Origin of the sequence: Methylomonas lenta, from assembly GCF_001644015.1 — a bacterium.
GTDB lineage: Bacteria > Pseudomonadota > Gammaproteobacteria > Methylococcales > Methylomonadaceae > Methylomonas > Methylomonas lenta.
The window spans coordinates 1-17,929 of sequence record NZ_LUUI01000096.1; the positions used below are offsets into that span (position 1 = coordinate 1).

Consider the following 17,929-nt stretch of genomic DNA (forward strand, 5'->3'; position numbering starts at 1 on the left):
GGAGGAGTCCATGTCATCAGCCTAGTCAGGTCACTATTGGCGGCATCAATCTTGCAGTCGCTGCCTATAGTCGATTTCCGGATTTAGCCTATGAAGCAATAGCGTGTCTGGCCTCGGCGAGCAATCAACGTATAGCCGCACAAAAAGGCGGTATGCCGCCGACAATAAAGGCTTTATATGCTGATCCCAAAATCAGGCAACGCTTTCCAATGGCTGATGACTTGCTCGCAACATTGGAAAATGCAGTGCAACGACCTCAGACACCGGTTTATAACGATATCTCCTTGGCCATCAGTCACACACTGCATCCTTTAGCACAGATTGACCCGGAAAAGGATGTTCAACGCTTGCGCTTAGCGGTTCAGCGGGCGCTGGATTCGGAGGGCCTGTTTTGAGTATGCGCGCTGAAGCCGAACGCCGTTTGGCTTGGTTGCTCTGCGCACCGGCTTTGGCGGCCATGTTGATGGTAACAGCCTATCCGATTGGCTATGCTTTTTGGTTGTCCTTGCATCGTTATGATCTACGTTTTCCTGAGCAGATACAATTTGTCGGCCTGGCTAATTACGTTAGCGTGCTGAGCTCCGAAGTTTGGTGGCAAGCCTTGTCCAATACTCTGATAATCACGCTCGGCTCGGTTGTACTGGAATTGGTGTTGGGCTTCGCAATGGCCTTATTGATGTTTAAGGCGACCTTGGGGCGTCGGACTGTCAGAGCCGTGATATTGATACCCTATGCCATGATTACCGTGGTGTCGGCGCTGGCCTGGAAATTCGCCTTTGACTCGACCACGGGTTTTGTCAATGCCTTGCTCAATTTGAACCAAGCTTGGTTGACTGAGCATTGGTCGGCTTTCTTCGTGATTATCTGCAGCGAAATCTGGAAGACCGCGCCGTTCATGGGCCTGTTATTACTGGCAGGTTTAACCCTGATTCCGCAGGATTTGCTTAATGCGGCCAAAATCGATGGCGCATCGGCCTGGCAGCGATTTTTAAAAATTACCTTGCCATTAATGAAACCGACCCTATTAGTGGCGCTGCTATTTCGCACCCTGGATGCCTTTCGGATATTCGATACCGTTTACGTGCAAACCCGTGGCGCAGCCAATACCGAAACCGTATCGGTGGTTGGATACAATGTGCTGATTGCCCGTCTGAATTTGGGCTTGGGTTCGGCGGTGTCGGTGCTGATTTTTCTCTGCGTACTACTGATTGCGGTGTTATTTCTGAAAGGCTTTGGCGGTTTGAGCCAGTCCAGGGCGGAATGAATATGCACCAACGAATGCAAAGCGTAGCGTGGAGCGGGTTTGGTGTTATCGTCATGCTCTACGCCTTGATGCCGGTGGCCTGGATTATCTCGTTGTCCTTGAAGCGGTCGGCCGATCTGAACGATCAACGTTTTTTTCCTGAAGTCATTACCTTTCAGCATTATCAGGCCATTTTCAAAGATGCTCAATTTCCGGCAGCTTTGTGGAATTCATTCGGCATTGCGCTGACCGCAACCGGACTTTCTGTCTTGCTGGCTATGTTTGTAGCTTATGCTATCGTCAGACTGGAATTTCCCGGGAAAAAATGGGTGCTGGCACTTGTGCTGGCGGTATCAATGTTTCCGCCGGTGTCCGTGATTGGGCCGTTGTTCAATCTTTGGCGCAGTATTGGTTTATTCGATACCTGGACCGGGCTGGTGATTCCGTATATGACTTTTACCTTGCCATTGGCAATCTGGACCTTATCGGCTTTTTTTAAGGAACTACCATGGGATCTGGATAAAGCGGCACGGATCGACGGTGCGACGCCTTTTCAGGCTTTTTGGCATATTATCGTGCCACTGGCGGCACCCGGTATATTCACGGCGGCGATTTTGGTGTTTATCTTTGCCTGGAACGATTTTTTGTTCGCTACCTCGTTAACATCCACCCAAACTGCTCGTACCGTACCGGCCGCAATCGCTTTTTTCACCGGTAGTTCCCAGTTTGAACAGCCGACCGGCTCGATTGCCGCCGCATCGGTGATTGTCACTCTGCCGGTCATTGTTATGGTGTTGCTGTTTCAGAAACGTATTGTGGCCGGTTTGACGGCTGGTGCGGTCAAGGGCTAAGGAGGCAAGATGGCACAAATCGTCCTGGATAGTGTCAGTAAACAGTTTGCTAATGGCACGCGAATATTGAGCGATACTAGTTTTACGATCCAGAACGGCGAATTCTTTGTTTTGATCGGTCCGTCAGGCTGCGGAAAATCAACCTTGCTGAACATGATCGTCGGACTTGAGGATATCAGTTCCGGTGAAATACGGGTCGATGGTCAGGTCATAAACGATCTGGATCCCAAGGATAGAAATATGGCGATGGTATTTCAGAGTTACGCGATTTATCCGCATATGACGGTGGCCGAGAATATTGCATTTCCGTTACGACTGGCCAGATTGCCCAAAGCCGAGATTCAGCGCAAAGTGGCGGAAGCGGCCGCGCTTCTAGAGTTGGAGGACTTGTTAACCCGCAAACCTGCGACTTTGTCCGGTGGTCAGCGGCAACGGGTAGCGATGGGGCGCGCGCTGGTGCGTGATCCGGTTGCATTTTTGCTGGACGAGCCGCTTTCGAATCTGGATGCGCGCTTGCGGGTGCAAATGCGTGGCGAAATCGGTCGCTTGCAAAAGCGCTTGGGTACGACCATGATTTATGTCACCCACGATCAGACCGAGGCGATGACTTTGGGTGACCGGGTCGCCGTGCTGAATCGGGGCGAAGTGCAACAAATCGGCACGCCTAAGCAACTGTATCAGACGCCGGCCAATCTATTCGTGGCGGGATTTATGGGCTCGCCGGGCATGAATTTTGTGCCGGCTGAAATTAAAGCAGGTAAGTTGAGACTGCCGTTCGGCGAAACTAAGCTACTCGAGTGCTGCAGTCAAATGGCAGAAAAACCGGTAATTGCCGGTTTTCGACCGGAGGCAGTGAGTTGTGTTTCAAGTGCCGATATAACTACACCGGCGCTGCTATTCCAAGCGACTGTCGATAGGGTCGAATGGCTGGGAGCGGAATTATTTGTTTATGCCGATATCGATCTGGCGGCAGTAATGCCTGCCAGAGCACACGAATTATTCAAACATGGTAGCGTAAACCTGGTTTTTCGGCTGGAACCGTCAATGTCGGTACAAGCTGGTCAAGTGCTGCAACTGCAGTTAGATTTGCAGGCATTACAGCTTTTCGATTGGGAGTCAGGTTGTAATCTGCATACAGACTTTGCCTGAATTTATGCAATTAGTCTGCGTCAACCGCGTTTGACGTTGTCTGAGTGGCGTCGAAGTGAGCGAAATTGGTTTCGACGCCGATTTGTTCAGCCCAATCCAGCTAAAAATCGCGAAATAGTGGCTTATTCGAAAGCAAATCCTGCTTTTTGCCAAGCCTTGGCACCGCCATCAAGGTTGCTTATGTTTTGGTAACCTAATTCGTGCAGAGTCTTTGCGGCAGTATCGCCCATTGGACCGCCTGCGCAATATAAATATATCGCTTTGCTTTTATCGCTGGGTAGTTTGTCCTGGTATTTTTCAACGGCATTGTATGGAATAAAGGCATCAGTGCCTTTGATATGCTGTTGTTCCGGCGTGTGGACATCGACCAGGAAGATATCCTGCTGTTGCATGATATTATTTAATTCGGCAGCGCTGATAGGGTTTACATAATCCGGCTGTTCAAACATGCAGCCGCTGAGGATGAAGCTGAAGGCAAATAGAGTGTAGTATTTTTTCATATTCAGAATTTTGCAAGTGAAATTTAAACTCAGAGATTACTGCTTAACATTGCCAACATGCAAGCCACATTCTTTTTTAGTGGCATCTTCCCACCACCAGCGTCCGGCACGTTCGTGCTGGTTTGGCAACACCGGCCGAGTGCAAGGTTCGCAACCGATGCTGATAAAACCCTGGCCGTGCAATGGGTTGTAAGGTACCTGATAGGCTTCGATGTAATCCCAAACTTGCGCGGAACTCCAATTTAGCAGCGGATTGAATTTGATTAATGGTTTGTCGGCAATGGAAAAGGCTTCGTCCAGTTGCACTTCGGGGATTTCGCTGCGGGTATCCAGGCTTTGGTCTTTGCGTTGGCCAGTGATCCAGGCATCCAGTGTGGCCAGTTTACGACGTAAAGGTTCAACTTTACGAATGCCGCAACATTCTTTATGACCATCTTGGTAAAAACTGAACAGGCCTTTTTGTTTGACAAATGCATCCAATACATCGCGGTTAGGCGTTAGCACATCGATGTCAATTTGATAATGTTTGCGCACCTGTTCGATAAAGCGGTAGGTTTCCGGATGCAGGCGGCCAGTATCCAGTGTAAACACTTGCACGTCTTTGCGGATTTGTAGCGCCATGTCGATCAGAACCACGTCTTCGGCACCGCTGAAGGAGATGGCGATGTTGTCAAAATTGGCCAGGGCGGTTTTGAGTATGCTGCGGGGGTTTTTACCCTGCAGTTCGGTTTGGGTTTGGCTTAAGTCGAATGCGGTCATGATTGTGAAAAATAACGGGTCAGAAAGTCGTCAAAAGATAAGTGATCGGCAGCTTCAATCTCCGCTTGTTTTTGCAAAGAGGCGGCGGCCATGTCGACAAATTGTTGTTGGACTTGGGAGTCTAGGGGTTGGGCGATAAAGTAATTTTTATGTAAAGCCGATGTGTTGCTGGCAAAACAGCCGAATTCCTGGCTGTTTTGCTGCATGCAAGCCAGAATATGCGCTGATGGGGTTAAAGCCGAGTTATCGACCATAGCTTGCTGCTGCTGTAAGGCCAGTTGATAGGGTTTGTCCATGCTGCCTTGATCCAGCAAGGCGCAAATCGGCTGCATGGCGTCCAAAATTTCATGGGCCCAAGCTTGCAGGCTGATGTCCTGGCCATTTTTACTCAGCATCAAGCCCGGCTGGCGGCCCTGGTTGGCGACCAGTAACTGGTTGCTGTTATTGATATGAAATTCTTCGGCTGTGTGAAGCGGACTGTCTTGCAATAAACAACTCAGTAAAAACGCTTCGATGAAGCGGGCGGTGCTTTCTTCAATGCCGATCGGGTTGAACAGGTTTAAATCCAGCGAACGCATTTCCACATACATGACGCCGCGGCGTTTTAAGGCCAGGGTGGGCTTTTCGCCGGATTCGGCGATTTGCTTGGGGCGCATGGTGCTGTAGAACTCGTTTTCGATTTGCAGGATGTTGGCATTGAGTTGCTGATACTCGCCATCGACTTTGACGCCAATATTTTGGTAGTCAGGGTAGGGGGTATTTATAGCTTTGCTAAGGCTATCGACATAGCCATCCAGCGAGTTGTAATCGATTTTCAGACCGGCCTGATTTTTACTTTTGTAGCCAATATCGCTCATGCGTAATGAGGTCGCATAGGGGTGATAAAGTGTGTGTGCATCAAATTCTTCAAATTCAGCCATTAACTGTGGGCGGCTGTTAAAGAACGATTTACATATGGCTGGCGAGGCGCCGAACAAATACAACATCAGCCAGCCCTGGCGCTGAAAATTACGGATCAAGCCGAAGTATCCTGCGGAGATAAAGCTTTGCAAGCTACCTTGATTACCGGTCTGGCGATGTAGCACCGGCCATAAGGCTTGCGGTACCGAGTAATTGAAGTGTATGCCAGCAATGGCTTGCATGGTGCGGCCGTAGCGATGCCAGAGGCCTTTGCGGTAGACGTGTTTCATTTTGCCGACATTGGAACTGCCGTAATCGGCAATCGGCACGCTCAAGTCGCCATTAATGCCGCAGGGCATGCTGGTCGCCAGCAACATTTCTTCACCCAGTTGCGGATAGACAAACTGATGAATCTGATGCATGTAGCCTAGAGTTTGCTTGATGTCGGCAAAGGGCGGGGTGATGAATTCCAGCAGGGCTTCGGAATAGTCGGTGGTGATGTAAGGGTGTGTCAGTGCCGAGCCCAAAGCCTTGGGGTGCGGTGTTTGCGAAATCACGCCACGCCGATTGATGCGCAAGCTTTCTTTTTCGATACCTTTCAGCCCTAGTTGCAGCAAATGATGCAGGTTATTATCGATCAGGTATTGCAGGCGTTTGGATAAGGCGTTGTTTAGACTGTTCATGAATAGAGTGCAGATGTGGCATGAGCAGCACCTCAGTGCTGATATAATCACCGCATTATATAGGGTCAACTAGCATTGCAGAAAAAATATCCACCTTCCGCCGATCACGATGCCGCATTGGTTACGCCCAGCGTCCTGCCTCCCAGTGCGTTGGTCACTCCCGGCGTCCTGCCTCCCGTGACACTAGCACATCCCTGTGCGTTGCAGGTTTTGCGCACGGTGTTTGGTTACGACAGTTTTCGCGGGCAACAGCAGGCGATTATCCAGCAGATGCTGGATGGTCAGGATGTACTGGTGTTGATGCCGACGGGTGGCGGTAAGTCCCTTTGTTATCAGATTCCGGCATTGGTGATGGAGGGAGTCGGGATAGTGATTTCGCCATTGATAGCACTGATGCAGGATCAAGTTAGTGCTTTGCACTTGGCCGGGGTTAGAGCGGCATTTTTGAACTCAACCTTGTCGTTCGAACAGGTCCGGGAGATTGAACGCCAACTGTTGAACGGCGAGCTGGATTTACTCTACATCGCTCCGGAACGTCTGAGTAATAGTCGCACCCAGGCCTTGTTCGCTCGCTGCAAGATTGCTTTGTTCGCCATCGACGAGGCGCATTGCGTATCGCAATGGGGGCACGATTTTCGGGCCGATTATTTGCTGTTATCGATATTGCATCAGCAGTTTCCGCAGGTGCCGCGTATTGCCCTGACAGCCACTGCCGACGAGCGTACCCGGCAGGAAATCATCACGCGCCTGGCATTGGAAAATGCCCAGGTGTTCATTAGCGGTTTCGATAGACCCAATATCCGCTACCGGATCGTGCAAAAAGACAATGCGCGTCAGCAATTACTAAGTTTTATTCGCGCAGAACATATGGGCGATACCGGCATTGTTTATTGCCTGTCGCGTAAAAAAGTCGAGGACACCGCCGAGTGGCTGAATCAAAAAGGGATTCGGGCCTTACCCTATCATGCTGGCATGACTAACGAGCTGCGGCAGAAAAATCAACATCAGTTTTTAATGGAAGATGGTTTGATTATTGTCGCCACCATTGCCTTTGGCATGGGTATTGACAAGCCCAATGTGCGCTTCGTGGCGCATCTGGATTTACCTAAAAGTGTGGAGGCCTATTATCAGGAAACCGGTAGGGCCGGACGAGATGGTTTGCCGGCCAATGCCTGGATGGCTTATGGATTACAGGACGTATTGACCTTAAGGCAAATGCTGGCTTCATCCAATGGCGATGAAGCGCATAAACGCATCGAATTTCACAAGCTGGATGCCATGCTGGCCTTATGTGAGATGGTCAGTTGTCGACGCCAGGCTTTGTTAGCGTATTTTGGCGATACCCTGGAACAGGGCTGCGGAAATTGTGATACCTGTCTGGAACCGGTGGCGACCTGGGATGGTAGTGTCGCCGCGCAGCAAGCCTTATCGTGTATTTATCGCACCGGCCAGCGGTTTGGCGTGACTTATTTAATTGATGTGTTGCTGGGTAAAAGCGATAGTCGGATTCAGCAATTTGGTCATGATAAACAGTCCACCTTTGGGATAGGCAAGGCGCTGGACGAAAAACAATGGCGTTCGGTATTCCGGCAGCTGGTGGCCAAGTCGCTGGTGGAAATTGATTTCGAGGGTCATGGCAGTTTGAAATTGACCGATGCCTGTAGACCGGTATTGCGTGGCGAGCAAACCTTGATGCTACGCAAGGATGTGCAGGTTGCCAAAACAAAACGCGACAAGTATGAAAAACGCCAACCCGGCGGCAGCGCCGACAACGCCTTGTGGAATGCCTTGCGCGCCAAGCGTCGCGAACTGGCTGATGAACAGGATGTGCCGCCCTATGTGATTTTCCATGATGCGACTTTGATGGCGATGGTGGAAAATCGGCCGCGCAATCATCAGCAATTAGGCCTGATTTCCGGGATTGGTGAGCGCAAGTTGGCGTTATATGGTGATGAATTTTTGGCGGTATTGGCCGAGTTTGATGAGGATTATGCTGCAGTTTCGGCAAGTGATACTGTGGGTGAAAGCCTGGAGTTATTTAAATTAGGCTACAGCATCGAGCAAGTTGCGCAACAGCGCGGTTTGACAGCAGAGACGATTTATACCCATTTGGCCAAAGGGCTGGAGGTGGGATCAGTGCGCTTTGAAGATGTGCTGGATTTGTCTGCCCAGGAAATTACCGCTATCGAAGCCGTGTTGCTGGCGATGCCGGAACAGCAGCGCAATGCTTTAAAGCCGGTTTATGAGCAGATGGGCGGTGCTTATAGTTATGGAATATTACGTTGCGTACGGGCAGCGTTGCAGCATCGAATCAAATAACCCAGTTGGCATTGTTTGAGAATTGATAATCGGTTTGAAGGCAATGGTCCAGCCATTTTTGCAGAAAATAATTCAGCCGCCATTTGTATTCCTGAATTTCCAGTGCTCGTCCAGGATTTTGATACACCCTGTCGACCGCCGGTCTGTCGTTGTCGCGGATCACTTCCGCCAGTTGCGCATCCAGGTAAACCCGGATTTTTACCGCCGGGGCAATCAGTTCTGACAGTTGCTGTTTAAAGAAACAATGGCTCAGTTCTATGGTCAGGGTATAGGGATTGCGTTCCAGAATATCCAGGTGCAATGCCGGTTTATTTTGCGTCAGACCGATGGCGGTTTTATCGACCGAACGCAGATTGGGGATCAGGCGTAACAGCTTTTGATAATTGGATTCGCAGATCTTTTCCAGACATAGCGAGGTATTAACCGGTCTGAGTTGGCCCATCTTAGTCTTCCCGATAGCAGGCGTAAGCGCTGGCGGTTTCCCATAACACCACCTGGTCTACAGCCAAGCCTTCCTGTTTTAAATGCTGATAAATCATTTTGCTTAATACTTCAGCGGTTGGGTGTTCGTCTATGGCCAGAAAGCGTTCGTTATTAGCGACTAACGCAGGAATGATAGGATCGTCTTTGTGTAGTAAAAAATTATGATCCAGATGTTGGTCGACAAACGATTCTACCGCATCGCGCACATCGGCGAAGTCGCAGACCATGCCTTGCTGGTTTAATTGCTCGCTTTTGATGGAAATGCTGGCTTTGACACTATGGCCGTGTAAATTACGGCATTTTCCGGCATGGTTCATCAACCGGTGACCGTAACAAAAATACACTTCTTTGGTGATCACGTGCATGAGTTAACTCATCCTTGAACTTTGTTGAGGGGGCTTAACTGGCTTTAATACTTTTAATGGCCGCGGCAATTTCGTATTGATCATCATCATGTTTAACACTACGCACGACTTCAATAAAAGCCGTCATCGGTGGGGTAATAGCTGTTTTGGGAATGATGCTGACCTCCATCGCCAAACCGGTAGCAAAAGCCTGGTCAGCGATGAAAGAAACGCCAGCACCGCTTAATGTAGTGCAACGACCGGTTTTGGTTTCGTTGGAGCTGGCGAGTTTATAGGTGATATCGCAATCGACTTCCATGCGGATGTAATCACGTTTTTCGTCATGAGTCAGCATCAGGTTCCTCCGATGTTTAAACAGTTTTAAACAGAAAATCAAACGCCTGAAAGTTTACTATAAAAACTCACGCCTTGTTTATACAATCTGACGGATCAAAAACCGGTTAAGTGCTAGCCTGGATAGGACAAAGCGAGTGTTAATGCCTGACTAACTGGGATGAATTGTGTAGAATCTCCTGAATTTCAAGCATAAGTATAGGATGCACAGGTAGCAGCATGACTAAATCTATCGTTCTGACCGGCATTACCACCACAGGTACGCCACATTTGGGGAATTACGCAGGCGCGATTCGTCCGGCGATTAATGCCAGTAAAGATGAGCAGGTCAGGCCTTTTTATTTCCTAGCTGATTATCATGCCTTGATCAAATGTAACGAGCCGGCTCGAGTAAAACAATCCAGTTTGGAAATTGCCGCAACCTGGCTGGCTTTGGGGCTAGATACGGAAAATGCGGTGTTTTATCGCCAATCTGATGTGCCGGAAATCATGGAATTGACCTGGATGTTGACCTGTGTCACCGCTAAAGGATTGATGAATCGTGCCCATGCCTATAAAGCCGCCGTAGCAGAAAATGAGGAAGTCGAAGGCGGTGATTCTGATAAAGGCATTACCATGGGTTTGTTTAGTTATCCGGTATTGATGGCTGCTGATATTTTGATGTTCAATGCTAACAAGGTGCCGGTTGGTAAGGATCAAATTCAGCATATCGAAATGGCGCGGGATATTGCCAGTCGGTTTAATCACATTTATGGCGAGCATTTTGTGTTGCCCGAAGCGGTGCTGGATGATAACGCCGCGACGTTATTAGGGCTGGACGGTCGCAAAATGAGTAAAAGTTATAACAACACTATTCCTTTGTTCGAACCCGAGAAAAAGCTGCGTAAGTTGATCAATAAAATCAAAACTAATTCCTTAGAGCCGGGCGAGCCTAAAGATACTGATGGGTGCACGTTGTTTGGCATTTATCAGGCCTTTGCCAATGCCCATGAAGTGGATGCGATACGCAAACACTATGCGAATGGCATCGCCTGGGGTGAGATGAAACAGATGTTGTTCGAAAAAATCAACGATGAAATTGCCCCGGCTCGCGAGCGTTATGAAGCCTTACTGCAAGCGCCTGAACACATTGAGCAGCAACTGCAGCAGGGCGCGGAAAAAGCCCGCGCCATCAGTCGGCCGTTTATTCAGACACTACGAGAGGCAGTGGGGATTTTACCCATCACTCAGGCCTAAGTTAAAGCTGAATTCAACATGCTTATCATCAGTCTTTTATTTATAAGCTGTTGCATCAGCTCAGCTTGGGCTGATGAGTTTAAGATAGAGGTTTCCAAAGATTTAATTCAGACCTATTCACAACCCATCAGCGGGCTTGAAGAACCTGTTTTGCTAAAAGACCATAATCAATTACCCACCGAAATCAAGCAAGATGACGCTAATTCTGTCCCGCAGTCGTCAGATTCTAAATCGATTCAAAACTTGCAAGATAAGCCATCCCCGCCTACAAAAACCTCTGAATCTGCAGTTGTGCTGCAAAGATCCAAGCCTAAGCCGTCGCCGATAAATCCCCTGCAGATGCAGTCAAATGCCGGTTTGATGCAAAGAAACATGCTGGCTGCTGATCCTAATCTTGGGTTTTATCCCAACCTGAATGCCAACCAAAACCAAAGTTACGATGAGTTTCTAGGGGAAATGCATGATGAATTACGATTAATGGTCGGCGAAGAGGTTTATAGCAAAATGGCTTGGACCTATCTGGATTTAAAGCGCTTGGATAATTGGATTTACGAAACCACGAGTCAATTTGCTTTGTTCAGTCAGCAAGCGTTGTTTGGCAACCAGGCCGTTGTCGGTTTGAGTGATCAGTTAAAGGCAGAATTATTTTTTATGGGTTTAATGGGATCCGATGCTAGTCGTTTACAGCACATGCAAATGGGTAGTCAGGTTGATGTGCTGCAAACTCAATACGAAACCGAACAAGCAATCAAGATTGCAGCTGCTGATGCTGAAATTGAAGGGAGGTTTTTTGGTATTTTGAAATATCTGACAATTCTGAATTTTGTGTATTTGATTTTAGCCGTTATGGCCTTGGTTTACTTAGCTAAGTTGTTTAGTTTTTTAGTGAAACAGCAGTAGTTAGTACCTTTTTGGCAGAATTTTGATCAGGCTGATTTATATGCTCAAATATCTGCATTTGCTACCGACAGCTTTACTGATTATGGCGTTGATCGAGATTTTGCGTAGAAAATGAAAATATGGACTATTCTTGGTGTCAGCCAGCTTGTTATTGGTGAGTTTTCCTGTTGTGGTAAGTCAATGAACCCTTATTTGGCAAGGTTTTTCAGTATTGCAAACTGAACAGGTTTAGCTATTTAATGGCAGATATGCTGGGTAATGAATTCAAAATACTGGTGGTTTGGCGCGAATCTAATAGCTGAAATACTGCAGAAAATGCTCAATTCATTCGCAGCGTGTTGCAAGAATTTGCTATTAATAAAATTGTTTTGGTGGTTCAGGCCTATCATAGGCCATGCACTGCGCATGAATTTAGTAAAGCAGGCTTTGAGGTTTTGCCTGCCCCGACAGCATTTATAGGCCAGGATTCAGGCTTAAGCATATTTGATCTTTTGTCTTCGCCAACCGCATTAATGAATAGCTATTTGCTGGCTCACGAAACTCTGGGAATGTTATGGTATCGCTTCAAGTATTGAGCTTACCTTGATATTTAAGCGCCTTGTAGATTGTAATCTAGTGGCAAAAGGTTTTTTTTAATGAAAATTTTGGTATCGTTTTTTGTAAGCTTTTTCTTGATCGTGAGCAATTGTTTTGCCCAGTCAACTGAAGCCAATTTGCCTGATATTTTGCAACGTATCAAACCCAGCGTGGTTGCTGTAGGTACTTTTATGCCCACACGCAACCCACGTGCGGTATTTTTAGGAACAGGTTTTGTGGTGTCTGATGGGCGTCGGATAATCACCAATGCCCACGTCACGAGTAATAAACTGGATGTGGCTCATCTTGAGCGCTTTGCGATCTTCTACCGGCATGATCAGAAAGAATACATGCAATTAGCCGAGTTAACCGCTACTGATGACGAACATGATCTTGCTATGCTCAGTTTGTCGGAAGGCAAGTTGCCTGCGTTGGAGGTAGGCGATTCTAGTCAGGTTAGAGAAGGTGAGTTATATGCCTTCACCGGTTATCCGATTGGAATGGTGCTTGGATTGTATCCTGTTACCCATCGCAGCATTATTGCCGCAATTTCGCCCAATGCAATTCCTGTTCATGCCAGTAGGCAGTTAAATATCAAAATGCTGAAAAAACTGGAAACGCCTTATGATGTGTTTCAGTTAGATGCCACAGCCTATCCTGGGAATAGTGGCAGCCCTTTGTATGACATTGATACAGGCAAGGTCATAGGCATTATCAACAAAGTTTTTGTGCAGGGCAGCAAAGAAAACGCTATCACGCATCCTAGTGGTATTTCCTATGCTATCCCCTCAGAGCATATCAAAAGGCTTATAGCCCAAACAGGCATTCAATAATTATTTATCAAACGGAATCACCAGCATGATAAGAATATTTCGACACTACATCTCTACCGCCTATTTGGGCTTAATGGCAGTGGAATGGTTGGTGTTTTATTTGGCTATGCATGTAGGAGCCGCTTTCAGATTTTTATACACCGCCTCCTGGTATAGCAACGAGGAGATGATTTGGGCTTCCGTGGTATTTTCTGCCGTATTTACTTTATGCTGCTCAGCTTTGGGTTTATATCGAAAAACCCTGGATAGGGAAGAATATAATCTACTGGAAAGAATTAATTACAGCTTTGCTGTGGCGATTTTTGTTTTAGTGTTTGTGTATTACGTGATTCCAGAATTGATGTTGGCACGTAGTGTGTTGATTTCAGCGATTTTATTTTCCTTTTTCGGCATATTGCTGACGCGTTATTGCTTTTACCGTTTTATTAATCTGGACAATTTAAAACGCAAGGTTTTAGTGATAGGTTGCGGGCAGCTGGCCAGTGAACTTGAGGTTGTCAACTCCAGTTTTGTTTATCGCGGTTTTGAGATTATTGGTCATGTAGCATTGGAAGATGAGTCGGTTGCAGTGCCAAACCTTATCGTTTTAAATGAAAATATGACATTGTCTGCTGTCGTAGAAGCTTATCAGGTTGATGAAGTTGTGATTGCTATGGACGACAGACGTAAAAAACTGCCGGTTGATGATTTGCTGGACATAAAAATGTCTGGCGTCATTGTGATGGATTTACAAACCTTTTATGAACGAGAGCAGCGATTAGTTTTTTTGGATGCCTTGAGTCCCAGTTGGCTGGTATTTTCGGATGGATTTGTTAATGATGGCATGCGGCCAGTGGTAAAGCGTGGCTTTGATATCGTCGCCAGTTTGTTGTTACTCAGCGTTAGCTGGTGGTTGATGCTGATTACTACCATTGCAATTTATATTGAAAGCGGCTTTGGAGCCCCGGTTTTTTATAAGCAAACCCGGGTTGGCTATCGCGATAAACCATTCAAAGTCATGAAGTTTCGCAGTATGCGAGTGGATGCAGAGAAAAATGGCGCCCAATTTGCCAGTCAAACTGATAATAGGGTGACTCGAGTCGGTAAAGTCATACGCAAATTTCGCATTGATGAACTGCCGCAATTATTTAATGTTTTTAAAGGGGATATGAGCTTCGTAGGGCCAAGGCCTGAGCGGCCCGAGTTTGTGACAGGATTCGAAAAAACCATCCCTTACTATAAAGAACGTCATCGGGTAAAACCCGGCATAACAGGTTGGGCGCAGCTTTGTTATCCCTATGGTGCCAGCGAGCATGATACAAGACAAAAGCTGCAGTACGACTTGTATTACGTTAAAAACTACAGTCTATTTCTGGATTTAACCATTATGTTGAGTACGGTAGAAGTTGTGCTGTGGGGGAAAGGGGCTAGATGATCAATTGCTGGCATTTAACGATGCTTGGCAAACTGTATAAACTACGGTCTCGCCCGGGTAAATATATTCTTTGTAACCGCTTTATTGGTAGGTCAAACGTCGATGGATTCCTGGTCGCTTGGAGTCAAACCATACTTCTGTAACTGCGCATTTGTCCCACTAGCACACCCTGAATATCAATTTGTGCGGGCTGGTAATGCATGGCCTGCATGCTGGAGTTAGCGGGTATTAACAAAGTTTCGTGCGGATATTGCTCGATGAATTTCAACGTGGCTTCGGATTTATCGACCAGTGCTACCACAATTTCACCATTACGGGCATGACAACGTTGTTCTATGATCACCCAGTCGCCATCATAAATACCCTCTTCTATCATCGAATCGCCCTTAACCTTGAGTACATAACAGGGATTTTCGGTCTTGATTTCATCGGGGATCGTCATGAATTCTGTGTTTTCAATTGCTTCGATGGGTTTACCGGCGGCAATGATGCCAACATAGCGCAAAGTACTGGAATTGTTGCTAGGTTGGACGATTTTCTTGGCCTGCTCGGTTAGGCGCACGCCACGATGTTTTCGATCCATGGCTTCAATTAGACCAGCTCCGACAAGATCCTGAATGATACGGTGTAGTGATCCACGTGATTTAAGGCCTAAAGCAGCGCATAGCTGATCCAGTGAGGGTGGGCGGGTAAAGCTAGCCTGATTTTGTAATAAAAAATCGATAATCTCGTGTTGTTTACGGGTCAATGCGTCCATGAATAGGTCTCGGTCAGTCTGGTTTCTTTTTTGTTCTTTGAGGGGTATTGTAATGTTGTATCAAGAACAATAAAAGAACAAATTTACATTCAATGGTAGGCTTTTGGGAATAATCAATTAAATGCTGAAATGATTTAATAAACACCCACTTTTCTAAAGGTAGAATTTATGTTGTTAGCCTGAGGTGTGGCGGCTACTGCGGGTAGTTTGATTATTGGGTGAAGCAATACGGCCGGTATTGTAGCTGGATTATGATAATAGCGGGCTTGATGGGTGTTGTTTTATGAAGTCCTCGAACTCATTGGCTGGCAGGGGCTTGCTGGTGTAATAGCCTTGATAGAAGTCGCATTTTCGTTCAGCTAAAAATGCCAGTTGTTCTGCCGTCTCTACGCCTTCGGCAATCACTTTCATACGCAATGTCTTGGCCATGGCGATGATGGTGGCGGTGATTTCCATATCGTCGATAGCCATTGGAATGTCATCAATAAAGCTTTTATCAATTTTTAATATATCCAGTGGAAACAGTTTTAAGTAAGCCAATGATGAATAGCCAGTACCAAAATCATCAATAGCTAGATGGACGCCCAACGCATGTAAATTGTTGAGGATTTCGATGGCTTCTTTTTCACGTTTCATCAATGCACTTTCAGTCAGCTCCAACTCTAAAGAGTGCGCTGGAAAACCGGTTTCTGCTAAGGATGTTCTCACCACTTCACAGAGATCACTATGCATAAGCTGATGAGAAGACACATTGACTGCCAAACGTAAGGCGGGAAGACCGGCATCCAGCCATTGTTTGCCTTGGCGACAGGTTTCCTTAAGCACCCAATTGCCGATTAGAGTGATCAGACCGGTTTCTTCTGCGATCGGAATAAAACGCACCGGTGGTATCAGTTCACCCTGGTCGGTTTGCCAGCGCACCAAGGCTTCTGCGCCGATGATTTTACCAGTAGCGATTTCCAGTTGCGGTTGATAGTACACTCGGAGTTGGTTTTTTTCTATACCTAGCCGCAGACGATATTCGATTTCGATACGCTCACGAGCGGCGTGAGTCAGTCTTTCTGAAAAATATTTAAAACAGTTACGACCTTCGTTTTTGGCTTGATACATGGCAGTATCAGCATGTTGAATCAATTCAGCGGCAGTTGTTGAATGATCCGGGAACAGAGCAATGCCGATGCTGACTCCTATCCTGACTTCATTGCCGGTGGACAGGCACCATGCTTCATTCATGGTAGCAATAATGTCGAGAGCAATTCGTGCCGCAGACTCGGGGTGTGGTAGTTCTTCTAGTAATACGACGAATTCATCACCACCCAGGCGACAGACAGTATCGCTGGCCCGTAAGCGTGAGTTTAAACGCCGGGCAACCATTTGCAGTAAATCATCTCCGGCCAGATGCCCAAAGCTGTCGTTAACATCCTTAAACCGATCTAAATCCAGCATCAATACCGCTAATTGGCAATTTTGACGTTGCGCCTGGTCGATGCTATGTTGCAGACGCGACATGAATAACATGCGGTTGGGTAGAGTAGTCAGCGGGTCGTGATGGGCTAAATATTCCAGCTCTTGTTCGGATGCTTTTAGTTTTGAGATGTCGGCAAACACGCCAACGTAATTACAAATTTCACCCGCTTGATTTTTTACAGTGCTGATGCTGAGTAATTCCGGATAAATTTCACCGTTTTTGCGCCGATTCCAGATTTCACCCTGCCAATGTTCGTACAGGTTGATTTGTGCCCACATTTCGACATAAAACTCGCGGGGGTGGCGACCGGATCGCATCAGTGCGGCGGTTTTTCCTAGGCATTCTGCTTGGCTATAACCGGTGATTTCTATGAAGGCCCGGTTCACTCTTTGGATGCGGCGGTTGGCATCGGTAATCATCACGCCTTCGCGGGTGGTTTCAAACACTGCCGCTGCTTGGCGCAGTTGGGCTTCGTTACGTTTAATGTCGGTAATATCTGTGATTGTGCCAATGTAGCCCAGCAACTCATGGTTTTGGTCATATTCCGCTGTGGCACGGCCAATCACCCAATGCACCGGGCCATTTTTATATTGGAAGCGATATTGGCTGTTAAAGGGAGTTTGTGTTTGGGTCGTTCTATCCCATTCCTGAAACACGCGGGCTCTATCGTCGGCAAAAATTGCCTCAACCCAGCCATCGCCAAGCGCTAGATCTGCTGACATACCGCTGATGTCGTACCAGCGTTGATTAACATATTCAAATTTACCGTGAGTGTCGGTTTTAAAAATGCCTACCGGCGCAAGCCTGGCCAACGTTTGGAATAGGGCTTCGCTATGTTGCAGGGCAATTTCAGCTTGTTTGCGGGCGGTAATGTCATGCAGAACAATGGCATAGGCGGGTGTGTATTCCCACTCAAAAGGCACGGATCGCATTTCCGCCCAAGCAAAACCACTCGGGCGAATCAGGTTGATGTCTTGTGGTTCGGGACTGCCGGTACTGATAGGAATCGCCAGCGTTTGGCCAACGATGGCTTTGCGTTCGAGTAACTTTATGGCTGCTTGATTGGCATAAAGTACAATGCCAAGAATATCGACAACCAGAATACCATCGGTGATGGTATTCAATATCAGATTCAGTCTTTCTAAGCTATCCGGCATCTC

At 47.2% G+C, this 17,929-nt stretch carries 16 protein-coding genes and 2 pseudogenes; 10 read left to right on the forward strand and 8 right to left on the reverse strand.

Annotated features, from left to right (window positions below; all coding sequences use genetic code 11):
• The 4 genes and pseudogenes from A1359_RS22765 to A1359_RS09190 form a co-directional block, all read left to right on the forward strand.
• Positions 1-395: pseudogene (locus tag A1359_RS22765) on the forward strand (ABC transporter substrate-binding protein); the annotation flags it as partial.
• A 2-nt stretch (positions 396-397) separates the two neighbouring features.
• Positions 398-1,264: a carbohydrate ABC transporter permease gene (locus A1359_RS09180; RefSeq protein WP_198159315.1), complete on the forward strand. Its 867-nt coding sequence runs from the start codon at positions 398-400 to the stop codon at positions 1,262-1,264.
• Between the two features lie 2 nt (positions 1,265-1,266).
• Complete coding sequence (locus tag A1359_RS09185; RefSeq protein WP_157200514.1) at positions 1,267-2,094, forward strand: carbohydrate ABC transporter permease; 828 nt, start codon at positions 1,267-1,269, stop codon at positions 2,092-2,094.
• A gap of 9 nt (positions 2,095-2,103) precedes the next feature.
• Positions 2,104-3,243, forward strand: coding sequence for an ABC transporter ATP-binding protein (locus A1359_RS09190; RefSeq protein ID WP_066981356.1), 1,140 nt, complete (start codon positions 2,104-2,106; stop codon positions 3,241-3,243).
• A 122-nt stretch (positions 3,244-3,365) separates the two neighbouring features.
• Here the strand turns inward: A1359_RS09190 and A1359_RS09195 are convergent, their stop codons facing one another.
• Genes A1359_RS09195 through gshA form a run of 3 tightly spaced genes read right to left on the reverse strand, consistent with a single transcriptional unit; the run spans position 3,366 to position 6,085 of the window.
• On the reverse strand, positions 3,366-3,743 hold the full coding sequence (locus tag A1359_RS09195; protein WP_066981359.1) for a rhodanese-like domain-containing protein: 378 nt from the start codon (positions 3,741-3,743) through the stop codon (positions 3,366-3,368).
• A 36-nt stretch (positions 3,744-3,779) separates the two neighbouring features.
• Positions 3,780-4,502, reverse strand: coding sequence for a phosphoadenylyl-sulfate reductase (locus A1359_RS09200; protein WP_066981362.1), 723 nt, complete (start codon positions 4,500-4,502; stop codon positions 3,780-3,782).
• Positions 4,499-6,085, reverse strand: a complete 1,587-nt coding sequence (gene gshA, locus A1359_RS09205; protein ID WP_066981365.1) for a glutamate--cysteine ligase — start codon at positions 6,083-6,085, stop codon at positions 4,499-4,501. Before gshA ends, A1359_RS09200 begins: the two co-directional genes overlap by 4 nt.
• Before the next feature lie 177 nt (positions 6,086-6,262).
• On the opposite strand from gshA, the gene recQ reads away from it, so the two are divergent.
• Complete coding sequence (gene recQ, locus A1359_RS09210) at positions 6,263-8,404, forward strand: DNA helicase RecQ (protein ID WP_066981592.1); 2,142 nt, start codon at positions 6,263-6,265, stop codon at positions 8,402-8,404.
• On the opposite strand, the gene A1359_RS09215 is transcribed toward recQ, so the two are convergent.
• Genes A1359_RS09215 through A1359_RS09225 form a run of 3 tightly spaced genes read right to left on the reverse strand, consistent with a single transcriptional unit; the run spans position 8,397 to position 9,586 of the window.
• Entirely contained in the window at positions 8,397-8,846 is a 450-nt protein-coding gene (locus A1359_RS09215) for a DUF1249 domain-containing protein (RefSeq protein ID WP_066981368.1), read from the reverse strand. The two genes, recQ and A1359_RS09215, sit on opposite strands and share 8 nt — an antisense overlap.
• 1 nt (position 8,847) lies before the next feature.
• Complete coding sequence (locus A1359_RS09220; protein WP_066981370.1) at positions 8,848-9,252, reverse strand: 6-pyruvoyl trahydropterin synthase family protein; 405 nt, start codon at positions 9,250-9,252, stop codon at positions 8,848-8,850.
• 34 nt (positions 9,253-9,286) lie between these two features.
• Complete coding sequence (locus A1359_RS09225; RefSeq protein ID WP_066981372.1) at positions 9,287-9,586, reverse strand: PilZ domain-containing protein; 300 nt, start codon at positions 9,584-9,586, stop codon at positions 9,287-9,289.
• A gap of 218 nt (positions 9,587-9,804) precedes the next feature.
• Here A1359_RS09225 and A1359_RS09230 point away from each other — a divergent pair, with 218 nt between their 5' ends.
• The 5 genes and pseudogenes from A1359_RS09230 to A1359_RS09250 all read left to right on the forward strand — a co-directional run bounded on the left by A1359_RS09230 (position 9,805) and on the right by A1359_RS09250 (position 14,544).
• Complete coding sequence (locus A1359_RS09230; protein ID WP_066981375.1) at positions 9,805-10,821, forward strand: tryptophan--tRNA ligase; 1,017 nt, start codon at positions 9,805-9,807, stop codon at positions 10,819-10,821.
• Between the two features lie 18 nt (positions 10,822-10,839).
• Complete coding sequence (locus A1359_RS09235; protein WP_066981378.1) at positions 10,840-11,721, forward strand: hypothetical protein; 882 nt, start codon at positions 10,840-10,842, stop codon at positions 11,719-11,721.
• A gap of 314 nt (positions 11,722-12,035) precedes the next feature.
• Positions 12,036-12,296, forward strand: a pseudogene (locus A1359_RS23635) (YdcF family protein); the annotation flags it as partial.
• A gap of 60 nt (positions 12,297-12,356) precedes the next feature.
• The gene (locus A1359_RS09245) at positions 12,357-13,130 is read left to right on the forward strand and encodes a S1C family serine protease (RefSeq protein ID WP_066981384.1); all 774 of its coding nucleotides are present in this window, start codon (positions 12,357-12,359) and stop codon (positions 13,128-13,130) included.
• A gap of 25 nt (positions 13,131-13,155) precedes the next feature.
• Entirely contained in the window at positions 13,156-14,544 is a 1,389-nt protein-coding gene (locus tag A1359_RS09250; protein WP_066981387.1) for a TIGR03013 family XrtA/PEP-CTERM system glycosyltransferase, read from the forward strand.
• Positions 14,545-14,668: 124 nt separating this feature from the next.
• On the opposite strand, the gene lexA is transcribed toward A1359_RS09250, so the two are convergent.
• Both lexA and A1359_RS09260 read right to left on the reverse strand, forming a co-directional pair.
• Entirely contained in the window at positions 14,669-15,301 is a 633-nt protein-coding gene (gene lexA, locus A1359_RS09255) for a transcriptional repressor LexA (RefSeq protein ID WP_066981390.1), read from the reverse strand.
• A gap of 249 nt (positions 15,302-15,550) precedes the next feature.
• Positions 15,551-17,926: a sensor domain-containing protein gene (locus A1359_RS09260; protein ID WP_066981393.1), complete on the reverse strand. Its 2,376-nt coding sequence runs from the start codon at positions 17,924-17,926 to the stop codon at positions 15,551-15,553.
• Positions 17,927-17,929: the final 3 nt, after the last annotated feature.